General features: G+C 70.5%; 18 protein-coding genes. 8 read left to right on the top strand and 10 right to left on the bottom strand.

Features of this window, described 5'->3' with window-relative positions; genetic code table 11:
- Positions 1 to 10: 10 nt before the first annotated feature.
- From AC1ROW_RS01935 to AC1ROW_RS01920, 4 genes are all read right to left on the bottom strand, one after another.
- The gene (locus AC1ROW_RS01935) at positions 11 to 754 is read right to left on the bottom strand and encodes an ABC transporter permease (RefSeq protein WP_493017179.1); all 744 of its coding nucleotides are present in this window, start codon (positions 752 to 754) and stop codon (positions 11 to 13) included.
- Complete coding sequence (locus AC1ROW_RS01930; protein ID WP_493017178.1) at positions 751 to 1440, bottom strand: ABC transporter permease; 690 nt, start codon at positions 1438 to 1440, stop codon at positions 751 to 753. Before AC1ROW_RS01930 ends, AC1ROW_RS01935 begins: the two co-directional genes overlap by 4 nt.
- A complete protein-coding gene (locus AC1ROW_RS01925; RefSeq protein WP_493017177.1) occupies positions 1437 to 2327 on the bottom strand; it encodes an ABC transporter ATP-binding protein in 891 nt (296 codons plus the stop codon). The genes AC1ROW_RS01930 and AC1ROW_RS01925 overlap by 4 nt, the downstream gene beginning before the upstream one ends.
- 170 nt (positions 2328 to 2497) lie before the next feature.
- A complete protein-coding gene (locus AC1ROW_RS01920; protein ID WP_493017176.1) occupies positions 2498 to 3157 on the bottom strand; it encodes a TetR/AcrR family transcriptional regulator in 660 nt (219 codons plus the stop codon).
- A 203-nt stretch (positions 3158 to 3360) separates the two neighbouring features.
- On the opposite strand from AC1ROW_RS01920, the gene AC1ROW_RS01915 reads away from it, so the two are divergent.
- The 3 genes from AC1ROW_RS01915 (at position 3361) to AC1ROW_RS01905 (ending at position 6706) form a co-directional block, all read left to right on the top strand.
- Positions 3361 to 4428, top strand: a complete 1068-nt coding sequence (locus AC1ROW_RS01915; RefSeq protein WP_493017175.1) for an App1 family protein phosphatidate phosphatase — start codon at positions 3361 to 3363, stop codon at positions 4426 to 4428.
- Positions 4429 to 4511: 83 nt separating this feature from the next.
- Positions 4512 to 5582: a winged helix DNA-binding domain-containing protein gene (locus tag AC1ROW_RS01910; RefSeq protein WP_493017174.1), complete on the top strand. Its 1071-nt coding sequence runs from the start codon at positions 4512 to 4514 to the stop codon at positions 5580 to 5582.
- Positions 5583 to 5617: 35 nt separating this feature from the next.
- Entirely contained in the window at positions 5618 to 6706 is a 1089-nt protein-coding gene (locus AC1ROW_RS01905; RefSeq protein ID WP_493017173.1) for an FUSC family protein, read from the top strand.
- A gap of 36 nt (positions 6707 to 6742) precedes the next feature.
- On the opposite strand, the gene AC1ROW_RS01900 is transcribed toward AC1ROW_RS01905, so the two are convergent.
- The 5 genes from AC1ROW_RS01900 to AC1ROW_RS01880 form a co-directional block, all read right to left on the bottom strand.
- On the bottom strand, positions 6743 to 8509 hold the full coding sequence (locus AC1ROW_RS01900; RefSeq protein ID WP_493017172.1) for a proline--tRNA ligase: 1767 nt from the start codon (positions 8507 to 8509) through the stop codon (positions 6743 to 6745).
- A gap of 54 nt (positions 8510 to 8563) precedes the next feature.
- A complete protein-coding gene (gene ispG, locus AC1ROW_RS01895) occupies positions 8564 to 9700 on the bottom strand; it encodes a flavodoxin-dependent (E)-4-hydroxy-3-methylbut-2-enyl-diphosphate synthase (protein WP_345835194.1) in 1137 nt (378 codons plus the stop codon).
- 101 nt (positions 9701 to 9801) lie between these two features.
- A complete protein-coding gene (locus tag AC1ROW_RS01890; RefSeq protein WP_493017171.1) occupies positions 9802 to 11133 on the bottom strand; it encodes a M50 family metallopeptidase in 1332 nt (443 codons plus the stop codon).
- A 78-nt stretch (positions 11134 to 11211) separates the two neighbouring features.
- Positions 11212 to 12300, bottom strand: a complete 1089-nt coding sequence (gene dxr, locus AC1ROW_RS01885; RefSeq protein WP_493017170.1) for a 1-deoxy-D-xylulose-5-phosphate reductoisomerase — start codon at positions 12298 to 12300, stop codon at positions 11212 to 11214.
- Positions 12300 to 13277 carry an FKBP-type peptidyl-prolyl cis-trans isomerase gene (locus AC1ROW_RS01880; RefSeq protein ID WP_493017169.1) on the bottom strand — a complete coding sequence of 326 codons (978 nt, stop codon included), beginning with the start codon at positions 13275 to 13277 and terminating at the stop codon, positions 12300 to 12302. Before AC1ROW_RS01880 ends, dxr begins: the two co-directional genes overlap by 1 nt.
- A gap of 65 nt (positions 13278 to 13342) precedes the next feature.
- On the opposite strand from AC1ROW_RS01880, the gene AC1ROW_RS01875 reads away from it, so the two are divergent.
- The 3 genes from AC1ROW_RS01875 to AC1ROW_RS01865 are packed head-to-tail and all read left to right on the top strand — an operon-like array spanning position 13343 to position 16459.
- Positions 13343 to 14689 carry an aminotransferase class III-fold pyridoxal phosphate-dependent enzyme gene (locus tag AC1ROW_RS01875; protein ID WP_493017168.1) on the top strand — a complete coding sequence of 449 codons (1347 nt, stop codon included), beginning with the start codon at positions 13343 to 13345 and terminating at the stop codon, positions 14687 to 14689.
- Positions 14690 to 14709: 20 nt separating this feature from the next.
- On the top strand, positions 14710 to 15630 hold the full coding sequence (locus tag AC1ROW_RS01870) for a LasA N-terminal domain-containing protein (protein ID WP_493017167.1): 921 nt from the start codon (positions 14710 to 14712) through the stop codon (positions 15628 to 15630).
- A gap of 19 nt (positions 15631 to 15649) precedes the next feature.
- Complete coding sequence (locus AC1ROW_RS01865) at positions 15650 to 16459, top strand: lysophospholipid acyltransferase family protein (protein ID WP_493017166.1); 810 nt, start codon at positions 15650 to 15652, stop codon at positions 16457 to 16459.
- Between the two features lie 7 nt (positions 16460 to 16466).
- Here AC1ROW_RS01865 and AC1ROW_RS01860 read toward each other — a convergent pair whose 3' ends face one another.
- Positions 16467 to 16940 (bottom strand): OsmC family protein, encoded by a 474-nt coding sequence (locus AC1ROW_RS01860; RefSeq protein ID WP_493017165.1) that lies wholly within the window; start codon positions 16938 to 16940, stop codon positions 16467 to 16469.
- A 38-nt stretch (positions 16941 to 16978) separates the two neighbouring features.
- On the opposite strand from AC1ROW_RS01860, the gene gabT reads away from it, so the two are divergent.
- Positions 16979 to 18334, top strand: coding sequence for a 4-aminobutyrate--2-oxoglutarate transaminase (gene gabT / locus AC1ROW_RS01855; RefSeq protein ID WP_493017164.1), 1356 nt, complete (start codon positions 16979 to 16981; stop codon positions 18332 to 18334).
- Positions 18331 to 19329 carry an asparaginase gene (locus AC1ROW_RS01850; RefSeq protein ID WP_493017163.1) on the top strand — a complete coding sequence of 333 codons (999 nt, stop codon included), beginning with the start codon at positions 18331 to 18333 and terminating at the stop codon, positions 19327 to 19329. The genes gabT and AC1ROW_RS01850 overlap by 4 nt, the downstream gene beginning before the upstream one ends.
- Positions 19330 to 19562 lie beyond the last annotated feature (233 nt).

Below are 19562 nucleotides of genomic sequence, written 5' to 3'. Positions count from 1 at the left end.
ACGGGGAGGATCAGGGGACGGGCTGTCGCCCCGGGACGGTGGTGCCGAACGCGCGCCACGGGTCCTTCGCCCGGTCGGCGCGGACTTTCCCGGCGGTGACGCCGCGCGGGACGACCAGCTTCTGGGTGAGTGCGAACAAGCCGTCGACGACGAGCGCGAGCACCACGACGATGATCGAGCCGCCGAGCATCTCGGGGTAGTTCTGCACCGACAGCCCGTCGAACAGGAACCGCCCGAGACCGCCGACCGGCAGGATGGCCGCCACCGTCCACGTCGCGATCACCTGGAGCGCGCCGGAGCGGATGCCGCCGATCACGAGCGGCAGCGACAGCGGCAGCTCCACCTTGGTGAAGATCTGCCACTCGGTCATCCCGACAGCGCGCGCGGCGTCGACGGTGCTGCTGTTCACCGACTCCAGTCCCGAGTACGCCCCCGCGAGCAGCGGCGGGATGGCCAGGATCGTGAGCGCGATCAGCGGAGGCACGATCGAGATGTCCGCCATGATGAGCGCGAGGTAGACGACCAGACCCAGGGTCGGCAGCGCGCGCAGAGCACCGGAGAGGCCGACCGCGAGACCGCGGAAGCGCCCGGTGTGCCCGATCGCGAACCCGATCGGCAGGGCGATCACCCCGGCGAGCAGCAGCGTCATCAGCGTGTACAGGATGTGCTCGCCGGTGCGTGCGGGGATGCCGCCCGGCCCGGCCCAGTTCACCGGGTCGAACAGCCAGCCGAAGGCCGCCACGAAATCGGTCATGCGCCGGTCACCGCCTTCATCGCCGCGGAGCGCCGCAGCCGCCCGGTGCGTTTGTCGAGCCGCGACCACGGCAGCAGCAACCGGCCCAGCAGCACGAGCACCAGGTCGAACACCAGCGCCACGACCATGATCAGGACGATGCCGACCGCGACCTCCTCGGGGTAGTACCGGTTGAGGCCGTCCGTGAACAGCTGGCCGAGGTTCGGCACGCCGAGCAGCGCACCGACGCTCACCAGGCTGACGGTCGACACCGACACGACGCGCAGGCCGGCCAGCAGGACGGGACCGGCGAGCGGCAACTCGACAGTCCAGAACCTCCGCCAGCCCGAGAAGCCGACCGCCGTCGCCGACTGGACGACGTCACCCGGCACCGAGTCGAGCGCGTCGGCCGTCGTGCGTACCATCAGCGCGACTGCGTAGATGCTCAGCGCCACGACCACGTTCGCCGGGTCGAGGATCTTCGTGCCGATCAACGCCGGCATGGCGAAGAACAGCGGCAGCGACGGAATGGCGTACAGGATGCCGCCGAGCGTCAGCAGCACGGGGCGGCTGACGCGGTAGCGGTTCGCCAGCCAGCCGATCGGGAGCGATAGCAGGAAGCCGACGACGATCGGGATGGCGCTCAACCACACGTGGGAGACCGTGAGATTCCAGACCTGGCCGAAGTTCGACCACAAGAAGCTCACGTCGGGTCCTCACCCTGCGCCGTAGCACCCGCGACCGAGACGGTCGCGGCCTTTGCTTCAACGGAAGCGGAGTCGTCCGCGCTGAGCACACCGGCGGTACGCCCCTCGCTGTCGACCAGCACGGAGCCGGTCGGCGTGCTCTCGATGTGGAGCGCACGCTTCCCCCGGTCGGCGCCCACGAACGACGCCACGAACTCGTCGGCCGGCTGCGCGAGGATCTCGGCCGGGGTGCCCTTCTGCGCCACGATGCCGCCCTTGCGGAAGATCACGACCTGGTCCCCCAGCCGGAACGCCTCGTCGATGTCGTGCGTCACGAACAGCACGGTCTTGCCGAGTTCGCGCTGCAGTCGCAGCAGCTCGTTCTGGAGGTCGTCGCGCACGATCGGGTCGACGGCGCCGAACGGCTCGTCCATCAGCAGGATGTTCGGGTCGACCGCGAGCCCGCGGGCCACGCCCACACGCTGCTGCTGTCCTCCCGAGAGCTGGCTGGGGTACTTGTCGGCGAGCGAGCGCTCCAGCCCGACCGTGTCCATCAGCTCGAGCGCCCGCTCGTGTGCGGCCTTGCGCTTGACGCCGGTGAGCAGGGGGACGGTGGCGATGTTGTCGATGACCTTGCGGTGCGGCAGCAGGCCCGAGTTCTGCATGACGTAGCCGATCCGCCGGCGCAGGTGAACCGGCTTCAGGCTCTGCACGTCCTCGCCGTCGATCGCGACCGTTCCGCTGGTCGGGTCGACCATGCGGTTGACCATGCGCAGGATCGTCGTCTTGCCGCTGCCGGACGAGCCGACCAGCACCGTGATCTGGCGGGACGGGATCACCAGGGAGAAGTCGTCGACGGCGACGGTCCCGTCCGGGAACCGTTTCGTCACGGAGCTGAACTCGATCATCGGTCCTCAGCTCTCGGTCGACGGAACGGGGTGGTCTCAGATATCGGGGCCATCGAATCTACCCAAACAGCGTTTTGCACAATCCGCAATGAATTGAGTCGGTTTGTGGCACGAAACCCAGACACCATGAGACAACCCTGTCCCATACCGCCGACATTCCCCGAAGAGCCTCAGCTCTTCGGGTCGTACCGCCGCTCCAGGTACTCGCGGGCCACGACGCGCGCCTCGTCGATGTAGTGCGCGTCCCCCATCGGGTCGTCGCGGAAGGCCCGGTTGATCAGGCCGTCCATGATCTCCACGACGATCTCCAGCCGGAAGGCCAGGTCTTCTCCCGCGGGGAGGCCGTACTCCTCGGACAGGATCGCGGCGAACTGCGATGCGAAGGACACCGTCTGCTCCGGCTCCTCCTCGCCGGGCATTCCGGAGCGCTCGGCGTCGGTGAAGCGGATGATGCGGAAGCCCGGCTCGGTGCGGAACATCGCGACGAACGCGTCGATCGCGCACTCCACCGCGTTCCACCAGTGCTCGGGGCTCTCGGCGTGGATGGCCGCGACCACCGAGTGGCGGTAGCGCAGCAGCGCCCGGTCGCGCAGCGCCTGCAACAGCACGATGCGGTCCGGGAAGTACCGGTAGACCGTGCCGATGGACGCGCCGGCGCGCTCGGCGACCATCGCGGTCGTCAGCCGGTCGAATCCGATCTCGTCCACTACCTCCGCGGCGGCGTCGAGGAGGGCGTCGATCCGGGCGGCGCTGCGCTCCTGGATCGGCTCCGTCCGCACGAGCGGCGCTCCAGCGGTGTTCTGTGCGGCGACCAGGTCGTTGATGGGCACGAGGGCGGCTCCTTCTTTCTCTCTTCCACGATACGCGTGCGGGTCCCCAGCCCGGCGACGGTCCTCCCGTCGCGCTAATCGGATCATATTGTGGAAATCTCACCTTTGCTGGGTAAATTCCTCCGACACACCGAAGAATCCTCACCCCAGATCTGGGGGCTGGTTCTGAGCGAACCTTCACTCCGTGAGAAACTGGTGTCTCTATGACTGCCACCCCAGCCAAGCGCAGCACGAGTGTCGACCCGATCATGCACCGCGCGGCGCGCATCGAGGACGCCTTCCACGAATTCCGTGCCCGCCGTGCGCGCAAGCACGGTTTCCTGGCGACCGTCGTGCCCTACACCGGCTACGGCTCGCCGACCTGGGTGCGCATCCTCGGCCGGGTCCTGCTGGCGAAGGAGCCGCGGCCGGGCAGTCGTGCCGAGCGGAAGCACCGCAAGCGCGAGGAGTCCATCCGCGGCTGGCGCTCGTTCATCAGCGTCCCGGTCGGCGACGTCGAAGTCACTGTGCAGATCGACGGCGCGCACCACGTGGTCAAGCCGGACCGCGGCGGCGTCATCGACACCGTCATCCCGGTGCAGCTCAAGCCGGGCTGGCACACAGTGAAGCTCACGACGCCGGAGTCCGCGCGGGTGTTCGAGGCGCCGGTCTACATCGTCGATCCCAAGGCCACCTTCGGAATCATCTCCGACGTGGACGACACCGTCATGGTCACCGCGCTCCCCCGTCCCCTGCTCGCGGCCTGGAACACCTTCGTGCTCGACGAGCACGCCCGCGTCCCCACCCCGGGAATGGCGGTGCTGCTGGAACGGCTCGCCTCGGCGCACCCCGGCGCCCCGGTCATCTACCTCTCCACGGGCGCCTGGAACGTCGCGCCGACCCTTACACGCTTCCTCTCGCGCAACCTCTTGCCCGCAGGTCCGCTGCTGCTGACCGACTGGGGGCCGACCCACGACCGGTTCTTCCGGTCGGGCCGGGAGCACAAGCGGATCAGCCTCGCCCGGCTGGCCGAGGAGTTCCCCGGACTCAAATGGCTGCTCATCGGCGACGACGGGCAGCACGACGAGGCGCTCTACCGCGAGTTCGCGACCGAGCACCCCGGCAACGTGGCGGGCGTCGCCATCCGGCAGCTCTCGAACAGCGAGGCGGTGCTGGCCGGTGGCCGTTCCAAGGCCGAGAAGCACAGCGAGACCTCCGGCGCGCCGTGGATGTACGCTCCGGACGGCGCGGGCCTGAGCGACCAGCTGAAGGAGCACGGGCTCCTCCCCTGAGCCGCGCGCGCCCCGTGTCGGTCGCCTGGGCCAGACTGGCCCCATGACCTCCGGACTGGCCCCATGAGCTCCAGACTGGCCCCATGACCTCCCGCGCCGACCTGCTGCGGTTGCGCCGCCTCGCCCACGCGATCGACGGCGAACGGGAGGCCGCTCCGGCCGCCGTCGCCCGGCGGATGCTCGCCGTGCAGGCGCAGGACTTCGCTGCCGGATCGTGGGCGCTCGGCGTCCGCACGACCGGAGCCACGCGCGCGGACGTTCTGGCCGACCTGGACGCCGGCCGCATCGTGCGTTCCTGGCCGATGCGCGGCACGCTGCACTTCGTCCCGCCGGAGGACCTCCGCTGGATGCTCGGGATCACCACCGGCCGGATGATCGCGGGCCTCGCTGCCCGGCACAAGCAGCTCGAGCTCGACACGCCCGACTTCGTCCGTGCGCGCGACCTGGTCACCGAGGCCCTGGCCGGAGGAGGCCGCATCGGCCGCGCCGAGCTGATGGAGCTGTGGGAGGCGAACGGCATCGCGACGGCGGGCCAGCGCGGCTACCACCTCATCTACTACCTGGCGCAGACCGGGGTGATCTGCTGGGGGCCCACGCTCCGCACGCAGCAGGCGCTGGTCCTGCTCGACGAGTGGGCGCCGGAGTCGCGCAGGCTCGAGCCGGACGAGGCGTGGGGCGAGTTCCTGCTCCGCTACCTCCGCGGCCACGGACCGGCGACGGTGAAGGACTTCGTCTGGTGGACCAAAGGCACCGTCGCCGGCGCGAAGACCGCCCGCGCCGTCCTCGGGGACGCGATCACCGCGGTGGAGGTCGACGGGGTCGAGTACCTGCTGACGGCCGAGCTGGCCGATCGGGCCGCCGGGCTGCCCGAGTCACGCCGGGAGCGCGAGGCCGTCCAGCTCCTGCCCGGGTTCGACGAGTACCTGCTCGGCTATCAGCAGCGCGACCTCGTGCTCGACGACGCGCACTTCCAGCGGATCGTCCCGGGCGGCAACGGCGTCTTCCAGCCGATCGTGGTGGCCCGCGGCCGCGTGGTGGGCACCTGGCGGCGGGGAGCCGCCGCGCTGGACATCGAGTCGTTCGCGCCGCTCACGGCAGCGCAGGAGCGCGCGGCCGAGCGCGCTGCCGCCGCGTACCGCCGTTACGTCGGCTGAGTCGGGCACGGCCTCGCGGCGGCTACGCTGGGTCCGTGGCTTCGAAGTTCCGGGTTCCGATCTCCCTCTCCCTGAACATCCCGGTCGCGAAGATCCGGTCCAGCACCCGGCTCCCGTTCCTGCAGGTCGCCAAGACCGCGACGGCCATGATCATCTCGTGGGGCCTCGCCGCGGTGCTCTTCCCCGGCGAGTTGCCGGTGTTCGCGACGATCGCCGCCCTGCTCGTCGTCCAGCCGAGTGTGAACCAGTCGGTCGGCCGGGCGATCGAGCGCTCGCTCGGGGTGATCCTCGGCGTCGTCATCGCCTACGTGGTCGGCCTCCTGTTCGGGGCGAACACCTGGATCGTGCTGCTCGCGATCGTCGTGTCGCTCATCATCTCGTGGGCGCTCAAGCTGACGCCGGGCACGGCGAACCAGATCCCGATCAGCGTCATGCTCGTCCTGTCGCTCGGCGCGACAAACCCGGAGTACGCGGTCGCCCGCATCGTGGAGACCATCATCGGCGCGGCCATCGGCGTCATCGTCAACATCGCGATCGTCCCGCCGGTGCTCACGGGGCCGGCGCGCACCGCCGTCCTCGATCTCGGCCGCGAGATCGCGTCGACGCTCGACCGGCTCGCCGTCGCCCTCACCAGCCGGCCGACGGCCGGCGAGCGGGACGCGCTCCTCATCGAGGCGCGGCTGCTGCGCCCGATGGAGAAAAAGACGGAGGCCGCGCTCACCGCCGCCGACGAGAGCCTCACGCTCAACCCCCGGCAGGCCAGGCACCGCGCCGTCCTGGAGCACGACCAGCGGCTCTTCGCGCGCCTGCGGCCGCTGATCACTCGGGCGCTCGGCATGACCCGGGCCTTCCACGACCACTACGACGACAGCCTCGCCGACGAGCCGACCATCGCCGCGATCGCGGACGAGCTGGAGCGCTCCGCCCACGACCTGCGGCTGCTGTCGCGGGACCCGGACGCTCCCGTCGAGGAGCCCGGCACCGAGACGGCGGGCGTCCCGGTGCTGACGGCGCCGCTGGTCATCAGCACGCCGAACCCGCGGCACTGGGTGCTGATCGGCTCGCTGATGGAGGACCTCCGCCGCATCCACGCGGAGATCACCGGAGACGACGACGCCGCCTGAATCGCGCGGAGCGGCAGGCGGCGTCGTGAAGTTCGCTCAGGCGGTGAGCGCCGCGATGGCCTCCGCCAGCGGGAGGGTGGACCGCTCGCCGTTCCGGCGGTCCCACAGCTCCACCTCGCCGTCGGCGGCCCCGCGGCCGGCGACCAGGACGCGCGGGATGCCGATCAGCTCGGCGTCGCCGAACTTCACCCCGGGCGAGACCTTGGGCCGATCGTCCAGCAGCACTTCGAGGCCCGCGGCCTCCAGCGCCGCGGCGGCCTGCTCGGCCACCTCGAACGCGACCGCCTCGCGGCCCGCTGCGACGACGTGCACGTCGAACGGCGAGACGGCTGCGGGCCAGACCAGGCCCTTCTCGTCGTTGTTCTCCTCGGCGATGATCGCCAGGATGCGCGTGACGCCGATGCCGTAGGAGCCCATCGTCACGGTGACGAGCTTGCCGTTCTCGTCCAGGACCTTCAGGCCCAGCGCCTCGGCGTACTTGCGGCCGAGCTGGAAGACGTGGCCGATCTCCATGCCGCGCGCCAGCTCGACGGGGCCGGACCCGTCCGGAGCGGCGTCGCCGGGCTTGACCTCGGCGACCTCGACGGTGCCGTCCCAGGCGAAGTCACGGCCGGCGACCAGGCCGAAGACGTGCTTGCCCTCGACGTTCGCGCCGGTGATCCAGCCGGAGCCGTCGACCACGCGCGGGTCGACGACGTAGCGGATGCCGGTCAAGGCCTCCTCGCCGAGCACGGGGCCCTCTTCCGACCAGGGGCCGATGTAGCCCTTGACGAGTCCCGGGTGCTTCCGGAAGTCCTCCTCGGTCGCGGCGTCCACCTCTGCGGGCGCGAAGGCGACCTCGGCGCGCTTCAGGTCGACCTCCCGGTCGCCGGGCAGGCCGACGACGACGAGCTCGCGGGTGCCGTCCAGGTGCGTGAGCGCCAGGACGACGTTCTTGAGCGTGTCGGCGGCGGTCCAGGCGCGGCCGTCCGGACGCGGGTGCTTCTCGTTCGCGACGTCGACCAGCGTCTGGATGGTCGGGGTGTTCGGGGTGTCCAGCACCTCCTGCGGCGTCAGCTTCTCGTAGCCGCGGGTGGGCGGGGCGAGCGTGGTGAACGCCTCGACATTGGCCGCGTAGCCGCCCGCCGAACGGACGAAGGTGTCCTCTCCGACGGGGGTGGGGTGCAGGAACTCCTCGCTGCGCGAGCCGCCCATCGCCCCGGCGTCGGCCTGCACGATCACGTAGTCCAGGCCGAGACGGGTGAAGATGCGCTCGTAGGCGTCGCGCTGCGCCATGTAACTGGTGTCCAGGCCCTCGTCGGTGTAGTCGAACGAGTAGGCGTCCTTCATGGTGAACTCGCGGCCGCGCAGCAGGCCGGCGCGGGGACGGGCCTCGTCGCGGTACTTGTCCTGGATCTGGTAGATCGACAGCGGCAGGTCCTTGTACGAGGAGTAGAGGTCCTTCACCAGCAGGGTGAAGACCTCCTCGTGCGTGGGGGCGAGCAGGTAGTCGGCGTCCTTGCGGTCCTTGAGGCGGAAGATGCCGTCGCCGTACTCCTCCCAGCGGCCGGTGGCCTCGTAGGGCTCGCGCGGCAGCAGAGCGGGGAAGTGCACCTCGTGGGCGCCCGCGGCCGTCATCTCCTCGCGGATGATCTGCTCGATCCGCGCCTTCACCCGCAGTCCCAGCGGCAACCAGGCGAAGATGCCCGGCGCCTGGCGGCGGATGTAGCCCGCGCGCACGAGGAGCTTGTGGCTGGTCACCTCCGCGTCGGAGGGGTCTTCACGGAGGGTGCGGAGGAAGTAGTTCGTCAGGCGAGTAGGCACCGTTCCATGTTAGTGGTGCGGTGATGCGGCGCCCGCCGCGCCGGGACCGTCGGGCTAGTGGCCGACGGTGACGGTGGGCTCGCCGGAGGCGACCTGGGCGTCCTCCATCTCGGCGGCGATGCGGTTCGCCTCCTCGATCAGGGTTGCGACGATCTCGGCCTCCGGCACTGTCTTGATGACCTCGCCCTTGACGAAGATCTGGCCCTTCCCGTTGCCGCTGGCGACGCCGAGGTCGGCCTCGCGCGCCTCGCCCGGGCCGTTGACGACGCAGCCCATGACTGCGACGCGCAGCGGCACGCTCATGCCCTGGAGGCCTTCGGTGACGCTGTCGGCGAGCGTGTAGACGTCCACCTGGGCACGGCCGCAGCTCGGGCAGGAGACGATCTCCAGCTTGCGCTCGCGGAGGTTCAGCGACTGGAGGATCTGCAGGCCCACCTTGACCTCCTCCGCCGGCGGGGCGGACAGCGAGACGCGGATGGTGTCGCCGATGCCCTCCGACAGCAGGATGCCGAACGCCGTCGCGGACTTGATGGTGCCCTGGAACGCCGGGCCGGCCTCCGTCACACCGAGGTGGAGGGGCCAGTCGCCCCGCTCGGCGAGCTGGCGGTAGGCCTTCACCATGACGATCGGGTCGTTGTGCTTGACCGAGATCTTGAAGTCGTGGAAGTCGTGCTCCTCGAAGAGGCTGGCCTCCCAGACGGCGCTCTCGACCAGCGCCTCGGCGGTCGGCTTGCCGTACTTCTGCAGCAGGCTGGGCTCCAGCGATCCCGCGTTGACGCCGATGCGGAGCGAGACGCCCGCGGCCTTGGCGTACGCCGCGATCTTGCCGACCTGGTCGTCGAACTTGCGGATGTTGCCCGGGTTCACGCGCACGGCCGCACAGCCGGCGTCGATCGCCGCGTAGACGTAGTTCGGCTGGAAGTGGATGTCGGCGATGACCGGGATCTGGCTCTTCTTGGCGATGATCGGCAGCGCCTCGGCGTCGTCGCGGCTCGGCACGGCGACGCGCACGATGTCGCAGCCGGAGGCCGTCAGCTCGGCGATCTGCTGGAGCGTCGCGTTGATGTTCGTCGTCGGCGTCGTGGTCATCGACTGGACGCTGACCGGGGCGTCGCCGCCGACCAGGACCTTTCCGACACGGATCTGACGGGACTTGCGACGGGGTGCGAGGGTCTCGGGGACCTTGGGCATCCCCAGGTTGATTGCTGCCACCCGACAATCCTACGCGGCAGAGTGGGAAGCGGCTGGGCGTCGGCCGAACACGGACTTGGCCGCCGGCGAGTGTGCCGGGCTCAGCCGAACAGGTTGACCGGCTTCACGATGTCCGCGTACATCAGCAGGAGGCTCATCCCGCCGAGCACCACCACCACGGCCATCGTCAGCGGCATCAGCTTCGCCATATCGACCGGTCCCGGATCGCGGCGCTTGAAGAGCTTGGCGATCGAGCGGCGGAAGCCCTCCCAGAGAGCGCCCGCGATATGGCCGCCGTCGAGCGGCAGCAGCGGGATCAGGTTGAAGACGAACAGCGCGATGTTCAGCGACGCGAGGATGCCGATCATCGTGTACACCTTGTCCACCACCGGGACGCCGTCGAGCGCGGTCAGCTCCCCCGCCGCGCGGCCGACGCCGACCAGGCTGATCGGGCCGTTCGGGTCGCGCTGGCCGGAGCCGAACGCGGCGTTCCAGACGTCCACCATGCGCTGCGGCAGCTGGATGACGACGCCGACGACCGCGGAGGTCTGCGCGCCCACGGCGGGGAGCACGGAGGTGATGGGCTGCGGGACGAGCTCCTGCACCGGCCCGATGCCGACGAAGCCGGCCTTCACGGTCTCCGTGCTGCCGTCCGCGGCCTTGACGGCCCGCCCGTTCGCGTCGAGCTTGGCGACGGTGTTCGTCATCGGCGTGAGCACCACCGTGCGCTCCTGGCCGTCACGGCGGAGGACGACCGTCAACGGCGTGTTCTCGGACTGTCGGATGATCGCCGTGGACTGCGCCCACGAGGTCATCTTCTGGCCGCCGATGCTGACGATGGTGTCGCCGGGCTTGAGGCCGGCCGCGGCTGCGGGCCCCTGCTTCGCGTCGGCGCCGCAGGTCTGCGTGGCGCTCGTCGTCGGCTGCACGCACTGGCTGACGGTCCCGATGGTGAGCGAGTTCTGCGGTGCTCCGAACCCCATCAGCAGCACCCCGAACAGCACCACCGCGATCAGCAGGTTCATGAACGGCCCGCCGAACATGATCACGATGCGCTTCCACACCGGCAGGCGGTAGAAGGTGCGGTGCTCCTCGCCCTCCCCCACGGTCTCGGCGCTGGAGGTGCGGGCGTCCTGAACCATCGCCTGCATGAAGCCGGTGGTCGCGTTGCGGCCGCTGCCGCCGTCCTTGCCGGGCGGGAACATCCCGATCATCGAGATGTAGCCGCCGAGCGGGATGGCCTTGACGCCGTACTCCGTCTCGCCCCGCCGGAACGAGAACAGCGTCCGGCCGAAGCCGATCATGTACTGGGTCACCTTGACGCCGAACAGCTTCGCGGGCACCAGGTGGCCGATCTCGTGGAGCGCGATCGAGAGCGCCACGCCCACCAGGATGATGACGACGCCGAGGACGAACAGCAGCACGGAATCCACGTGCCCAGGCTAGCGGCGGTCGCTTGGAACGAGCCGCACGAGAGCTATGCGGGTCCGATGGCTACCGGCCGGTCATGGCTACCGGCCGGCGAGGTGAGCGTCCGCGGCCGCCCGCGCCCAGCGCTCCGCCTCCGCCAGCGACTCCAGCGTCAGTTCGGTCGCCGGCTCGTGCCGGTCGACGACGCGCTCGACGGTGTCGACGATGTCGAGGTAGCCGATCGCGCCTGCGTGGAAGGCGGCCACGGCCTGCTCGTTCGCTGCATTGAAGACGGCCGGGTAGGTCGAGCCGGCCGTGCCGACGCGCTTGGCGAGCGACACAGCGGGGAACGCCTCGCCGTCGAGTGGCTCGAACGTCCAGGAGTGCGCGTGTGTCCAGTCCAGCGGCTCGCCCACACCGGGGACGCGGTCGGGCCAGCCGAGGCCGAGCGAGATCGGGAGGCGCATGTCGGGCGGCGAGGCCTGAGCGATGGTCGAGCCGTCCACGAACTCCACCATCGAGTGGATGACGGACTGCGGGTGCACGGTCACCTCGATGCGCTCGTAGGGGACGTCGAAGAGCAGGTGCGCCTCGATGATCTCCAGGCCCTTGTTAACCAGGGTTGCGGAGTTCGTGGTCACGACCAGGCCCATGTCCCAGGTCGGGTGCGCGAGCGCCTCGGTCGGCGTGACGTCGCGGAGGGAGTCGCGGGACCGTCCGCGGAAGGGACCGCCCGACGCCGTCAGCACGAGCCGCCGGACCTCGTCGGCCGTGCCGGAGCGCAGGGCCTGGGCGATCGCCGAGTGCTCGGAGTCGACCGGCACGAGCTGCCCGGGCGCCGCCGCCCGCTTGACAAGTGCGCCGCCGACGATCAGCGACTCCTTGTTGGCCAGCGCGAGCATGGCCCCGGTCTCCAACGCCGCCAGCGTCGGTCCGAGCCCGACCGAGCCGGTGATGCCGTTGAGCACCACATCGGCCTGCACCGTGTGCAGAAGCCGCACCGCGTCGTCCGCGCCGAGCGCCGTGTCGCGCACCCCGAACGACTCCGCCTGCTCGGCGAGCAGGTCCGCGTTGCGCCCGGCCGTCAACCCGACCACGTCGAAGCGGTCGGGGTTCGCGGCGATGACGTCGAGCGCCTGCGTGCCGATCGAGCCGGTCGAGCCCAGGATGACGACGCGGCGCGCGGGCATCAGCGGGTTGTTCCGAGGATGTCGACCACGAACACCATGGTATCGGTGCCCTTGATGGCCTGGTTTCCTGCGGCACCGTAGCCATCGGCGGGCGGCACGATCGCGATCACCTGGGAGCCGACCGTCTGGCCCTCGAGGGCCTTCTGGAAGCCCTTCACGACCTCCGTCGTCTTGAACGACGCCGTCTGGCCGCGGCTCCAGCTGGAGTCGAACATCTGGCCGTTCCGCCAGATCACGCCCTTGTACTGCACCGTGACCGTGTCACCGGGGAGGACGGTCTCGCCCGAGCCCTTCTTGAGTTCGGCGATGCGCGTCTCCGTGGGCGGGTCGGCCTTCGGGATGGTGATGGAGGGCTCGCCCGTCTTGCTGAGCTTCACCGTCGGGAAGCCGGGGGTGGGTGCGACGGGCTTCCCGTCGGCCTTGGTCGGCGGGGTCGGTGCGATGGCGACGACATCCACCAGGAGCGCCACCGGATCGTTCTGCTTCAGGTTGAGCTCGGAGTACGCGTTGCTGAAAGCCTCTTCAGCCGTCGAGGTCACCACGACGCGCGAGCCGACCGGCACGCACTCGGCCGCGCGAACGAACCCGGGCAGGAACTTCTTCTCGTCCAGGGTCGCGGTGACCGGCGCCTGGCTGCCGAAGCCCTCGGAGGCGGCGATGGGCTTGCCTGTCGTGCCGTTGTAGGCGGCAAGACCCACGGTCACCGTCTCGCCGGCCTTCGTGGCCTTGCCGGACCCCTTCGTGACGATCGTCCGCTGGATGTCGGTGGCCTTCAGCGGTGTGCTGAAGGTCACGGTCGGCTCCTGACGGAAGTCGCCGGCCACCTTGACGGAGTCCGAGACACTCCCGGACTTCGTGTTCTGGCACGAGGCGGAGGTCGCGGTCGGCGACGCCGACGGGCTGGGCGACGAGGAGCTGCAGGCGGCGAGGCCTGCGACGACGAGGGCGGCTGTGAGGACGGAGAGGGATCTGCGCACGAGGAGCCAGTCTGCCTCATCCACCTAGGTTCCCGCTGAACGGACACCTGAACAGCGCACATACGATGGAGGACATGACCCGCGACTTCTCCGTCCCCCAGTCCCGCCACGTCGTCACCGAGCTGCCCGGCCCGCGCTCGGTGGAGCTGCAGCAGCGCCGCGTGGCGTCGGTCAGCCGTGGCGCGGGGACGCTCGCGAACATCTACATGGAGTCCGGCTCCGGCGCGATCCTCGTGGACGTCGACGGCAACCGCCTGATCGACCTCGGCTGCGGCATCGGCGTGACCACCATCGGCCACGCCCACCCCGGCGTCGCCGCGGCCGCCGCCGAGCAGGCCGCCAAGCTGACCCACACGCTCTTCACGGTGACCCCCTACGAGAACTACGTGCGCGTCGCCGAGAAGCTCGCCGAGATCACGCCGGGCGACTTCGAGAAGCACAGCATCCTGGTCAACTCCGGCGCGGAGGCCGTCGAGAACGCGGTCAAGATCGCGCGCAAGCACACGGGCCGCCGCGCCATCGCGACGCTCGACCACGCGTTCCACGGCCGCACCAACCTGACGATGGCGATGACCTACCGCCCCTGGCCGGAGCGCGCGGGCATGGGGCCGTTCCCCGGCGAGATCTACAGCCTCCCGATCAGCTATCCGTTCCGCGACCCCGAGGGGATGACGGGCGAGGAGGCCGCCGAGCGCACCATCGACTACATCGAGACGCACATCGGCGCCACCGAACTCGCCGCGCTGTTCGTCGAGCCGGTGCAGGGCGACGGCGGCATCATCATCCCGGCGCCGGGCTACTTCAAGCGGCTCTCGGAGTACTGCACCGAGAACGGCATCGTGTTCGTCGCCGACGAGATCCAGGCCGGCATCGGCCGCACCGGCACCTGGTACTCGATCGAGCACCACGGCGTCGTGCCCGACCTGATCACGTCCGCCAAGGGGATCGCGGGCGGCTTCCCGCTCGCGGCGGTGACCGGCCGTGCCGAGATCATGGACGCGGTCCAGCCCGGCGGCATCGGCGGCACCTTCGGCGGCAACCCGGTCTCCACCGCCGCGGCGCTCGCGGTCTTCGAGGCGTTCGAGCAGGAGGACCTGCTCGCCGAGGCGAAGCGCGTCGAGAAGGCGCTGTGGGCGCGCATCGGCGACTGGGCCGAGCGCTTCCCCGTCGTCGGCGAGGTCCGCGGCCTCGGCGCGATGTTCGGCGTGGAGCTGGTCATGCCTGGCACGAAGAAGCCCAACCCGGAAGCGCTGAAGGCCGTGCTCGCGCACGCCACCGCCAATGGCGTCATCCCGCTCGACGCCGGCAGCTGGGACAGCGTCCTGCGCCTCCTGCCCTCCGTCGTGATCAGCGAGGAGCTGATCGACGACGCCGCCACCGTGATCGAAGAGGCGCTCGGCCGGCTCGGCTGAACCGCCCGGAGACGGAGACCATGCGCCTCCCCCGCCGACGGCTCGCCGCCGCGGTCCTCGTGACCGCGGCGGTCCTCGCGGCGCTGCCGGCGATCGGCGGCGCGCCGTCGGAGGACGCGGAAGCGGCGACGATCGCGGGCTCGGCGGCCACGGCCGCGGGCACCGCCACGAAACCCGGGCCGGCGTTCGACCCCGGCGACATCATCAGCGACGACAGCTTCTACAACCCGTACGCGATGACGGCCGACCAGGTGCAGCACTTCCTCGACGCGCGGCCCTGCACCCCGAAGGACGCCTCGCCGTGCCTGGCGGACTTCCGCATGGACGTGCCGCGCACCCCGGCCTCGGCCGAGCGCTGCGCCGCCATCCCGGCGCAGAAGAACGAACGCGCCAGCGGCATCATCGTGCGGATCGCGCGGGCGTGCACGATCAGCCCGCGCGTGCTGCTCGTGCTGCTGCAGAAGGAGCAGTCGCTGCTCACCACGCCGAGCGCCGCCGGCTACCGGAAGGCCACCGGGTACGCCTGTCCCGACACCGCCGCCTGCGACACCCGCTACTTCGGCTTCTTCAATCAGGTCTACCGAGCGGCCTGGCAGTTCCGGGAGTACACCGCGCACCCCACCGACTGGCGGTACCAGGTCGGCGCGAACCGCATCCAGTACCACCCGGACGCGACGTGCGGGGCGAGCACGGTGCGGGTCGTGAACCAGGCGACGGCGAACCTGTACAACTACACGCCGTACCAGCCCGACAGGCAGACGGTCGCCCACCCGACCGGCCCGGGCGACGCGTGCTCCGCGTACGGCAACCTCAACTTCTCGCGGCTGTACGACTCCTGGTTCGGCGACCCGCGCGGCGTGCGCTACCCCGGCCCCCAGCTGCCGTGCCTGATCTACGCGGGCGGCTGGGGCTGCGCGCCGCTGCGGCCGTTCGGGCAGTGAACGAGTCTCCGGCGAGTGCATGCCGGTCCTGGCATACGACCGGGATTACCCTCGTTCTGTGAGTCTGACAGCACCCGACGAGGGGAACGACGCGGAGACCGAGGTCCTTCCGCGCCCGGGACTGACCTACTTCATCGGCCGTCGCGTGGTCGCCCCGCTGCTGCGGCTGATCTACCGGCCGCGCGTCATCGGGGCGCGCAACGTGCCGCGGCACGGCAAGATCATCCTGGCCAGCAACCATCTGTCGTTCATCGACTCGCTGGTCATCCCGATGACCTCCCCGCGCCGCGTGCAGTTCCTCGCCAAGTCGCACTACTTCGAGGGCACCGGGTTCAAAGGCGCGGTGTCGCGGTCGTTCTTCACCGCGATCGGCGCGGTCGGCGTCAAGCGCGGGGCCGGCCAGGCCGCCCAGGAGGCCCTGGAGCAGTCCCGCCGCATCATCGACACGGGCGCCGCGTTCGCGCTGTACCCGGAGGGCACCCGCTCGCTCGACGGCCGGCTCTACAAGGGCCGCACCGGCATCGGCTGGCTGGCGCTGACCACCGGCGCCAAGGTCGTCCCGGTCGGGCTGATCGGCACGAACGAGGTGCAGCCGGTCGGAGCGAAGTTCCCGCGTGTGCGCCGCATCACCATCGCCTTCGGCGAGCCGATCGACGTCGCCCACTACGGACCGGCGGAGTCCGGCCGTGCGCGGCGCCAGGCGACCGACGAGATCATGGCGGCCATCCACAAGCTCACCGGCCAGGAGCTCGCCGGCACCTACAACGAGTCGCCGCCCGCGAACACCGTCGAGCGCGTCAAGCGCGCGCTCCGCCCCGAGCGCCTCTAGGCTGCCGTCAGGCCAGGGTCAGCAGCTCCGGCTCGTGGGCGACGGGGAAGTTGACGCTTGCGGCGATGAAACACTTGGCCGACGCGGGGGCGTGCAGGGAGGCCGCGAGCTCGGCCTGCGCCGGGTCGGCGATCGTCACCTTCGGCCGGAGCGTCGCGCTGGTGAAGCGGCCGCCGCCGTTGCCCGTCTGCTCCATCACGCCCGTGGCGGCGTCCGTGTAGCCGACCACGACGACGCCGGCGCGTGCCGCCTCCGCCAGGTAGCTCAGCATGTGGCACTGGCTGAGCGCGGCGAGCAGCAGCTCCTCCGGGTTCCACCGGTCCGTGTCGCCGAAGAACGCGCGGTCGGCGGAGCCCTCGATGGGGTGCTTGCCCGCGGTGCTCACGGTGTGGTCCCGCCCGTAGGCCTTGTAGGAGCTGGTCCCCTCCCCCCGGTTGCCGGTCCACTGCAGGTCGATCGCATAGCGGTGCTCGAGCTTCATGGTCCGATTCTCGCACCCCGGCTAAACTGGCCATCATCATGACTGAGACCCTGAGCACGCCCACCTTCACCGTGGAGCAAGAACGCCGCATCGTCACCGCCGTCCCCGGCCCGAAGTCTCAGGAGCTGCACCAGCGCCGCCTCGCCGTGGTGCCCACGGGCGTGTCGTCGGCGCTCCCCGTGTACATCGCCCGCGCGAACGGCGCCATCCTGGTGGACGTCGACGGCAACCAGTTCGTCGACTTCGGCGCCGGGATCGGCGTGACCACCATCGGTCACACCGAGACCGCGGTCGTCGCGGCCGCCGCAGAGCAGCTTCAGGACGTCATCCACACGCTCTTCACGATCACCCCGTACGAGGAGTACGTGCGCGTGGCCGAGCTACTCGCCGCGCACACGCCCGGCGACCACGCCAAGAAGACCGTGCTGGTCAACTCGGGCGCGGAGGCCGTCGAGAACGGCGTCAAGATCGCCCGCAAGCACACCGGCCGCCGCGCCGTCGCCGTGCTCGACCACGCCTATCACGGCCGCACCAACCTGACGATGGCCATGAACTACAAGGCGATGCCGTACGCGACCGGCTTCGGCCCGTTCGCCGGCGATGTCTACCACGCGCCCAACTCCTACCCCTACCGCGACGGTCTCAGCGGAGCCGAGGCGGCCGCCCGCACCATCGCCTACCTCGAGAAGGTCGTCGGCGCGACCGACCTGGCCTGCCTCGTCGCCGAGCCGATCCAGGGCGAGGGCGGCTTCGTCGTCCCGGCCGAGGGGTACCTCGCGGCCCTGCAGGAGTGGTGCACGGCCAACGGCGTCGTCTTCATCGCCGACGAGATCCAGAGCGGCATGGCCCGTACCGGCGCCTTCTTCGCCAGCGAGCACTTCGGGCTGGTCCCCGACCTGGTGCTCAGCGCCAAGGGCATCGCGGGCGGGCTCCCGCTCGCCGCCGTCACCGGCCGCGCCGAGATCATGGACTCCGCCCAGCCCGGCGGCCTCGGCGGCACCTTCGGCGGCAACCCGGTCGCCGCAGCGGCCGCGATCGCCGTCTTCGAGCAGATCGAGAAGGGCGACCTCCTCGCCCACGGCGCGCGCATCGAGAAGGCCCTCAAGCCGGCGCTGGAGCAGCTGCAGCAGAAGTACGACATCATCGGCGACGTGCGCGGCATCGGCGCGATGGTCGCGATCGAGCTGGTCCAGCCGGGCACCGGGGAGACCACCAAGGTCCCGAACCCGGAGGCCGTGAACGCGATCATCGCCTTTGCGGCGCAGCGCGGCATCCTCTTCCTGAACGCCGGCACCTTCGGCAACGTGCTCCGCTTCCTGCCGAGCCTCGCCGTGAGCGACGCGCTCATCGCGGACGCGGTGTCCGTCCTCGACGACGCGTTCGCCGCGCTGTGACGCCGGAGGTCTTCGGCACCGCCGAGGCGGTGGAGCTGGCGGTCGTCGAGCGCAGCGGCTTCGTCGAGTCGCGGCACGCCGGCTCCGCCGTGGTGCTCGGCCCGGACGGCGACGTCGTGCGCTCGCTCGGCGCGCCGGAGAAGCCGGTGTTCCCGCGCTCCTCGCTGAAGCCGTTCCAGGCCGTCGCGGTCATGGGCGCCGGCGTGACCCTGGAGGGCGCAGGCGCCGTGCTGGCGACCGCGAGCCACGCGGGCACCCCCGCGCACGTCTCGGTGGTCCGCGGACTGCTCGCGCAGGCTCAGCTCACCGAGGACGCGCTGCACTGCCCCTCCGACTGGCCGCTGGACGGCACGGCGCGCGAGAACGCCATACGGGAGGGCGCCGAGCGCAGCCCGGTGTTCATGAACTGCTCGGGCAAGCACGCGGCCATGCTGCTGGCGTGCCGGGTCAACCACTGGCCGATGGAGAGCTACCTCAGCCAGCAGCACCCGTTGCAGCAGCACATCCGCGACACGACGGAGCGGCTGACCGGCGAGAAGGTCGTCGCGACCGGCGTCGACGGCTGCGGCGCTCCCGTGCACGCGATGTCGCTGCTGGCGCTCGCCCGCGGCATCCAGCGGATCGGAACGGCGTCGGAGGGCTCCCCCTTCGCGCTGTTCCGCAACGCCGCCGTGCTGCGGACCGCGGTGCTCGCCAACGGCTGGGCGATCGACGGGCCCGGCCGCGCCAACACCGTCGTGATCGACGAGCTCGGGGTCTTCGCCAAGCTCGGCGCCGAGGGCGTGATGGTGATGGCGGCGCCCGACGGCACGACCGTCAGTCTCAAGATCCTGGACGGCAGCCTGCGCGCGGCCTCGATCGTCGCCCTTTCGCTGCTGGCGGACGCGGGCGCGATCGAGCGTGCCGCGGTGGAGGCCGTCGCCCCGAAGCTGGACCTCGCGGTCCTCGGCAACGGCGTCCCCGTCGGCGAGATCCGCGCCTCCTACGCCCACTGATCTCCCCCCCGAAGGGCATATGAACGCCCCTGAAACGGCGTTTCAGGGGCGTTCAGGTGTCCCTCGGTGAGGGCGGCCGCGCGGATGAGCACCGAGACGAACTGACGAAATCGGCCACGATTCGACGCCGAATTTACGGAATCAGCATGATGTCCGCCGAATCGCTATCGAAATCCTCCGTGAAGACGGCTAAGGTGATGTCGAACCATCACGTCGAAGTGTGAGGAGCTGAG

This window comes from Leifsonia sp. GW821-FHT13C09, assembly GCF_058806435.1.
The sequence above is the reverse complement of the archived record's forward strand: the minus strand, read 5'-3'. Positions and strand labels throughout refer to the sequence as shown.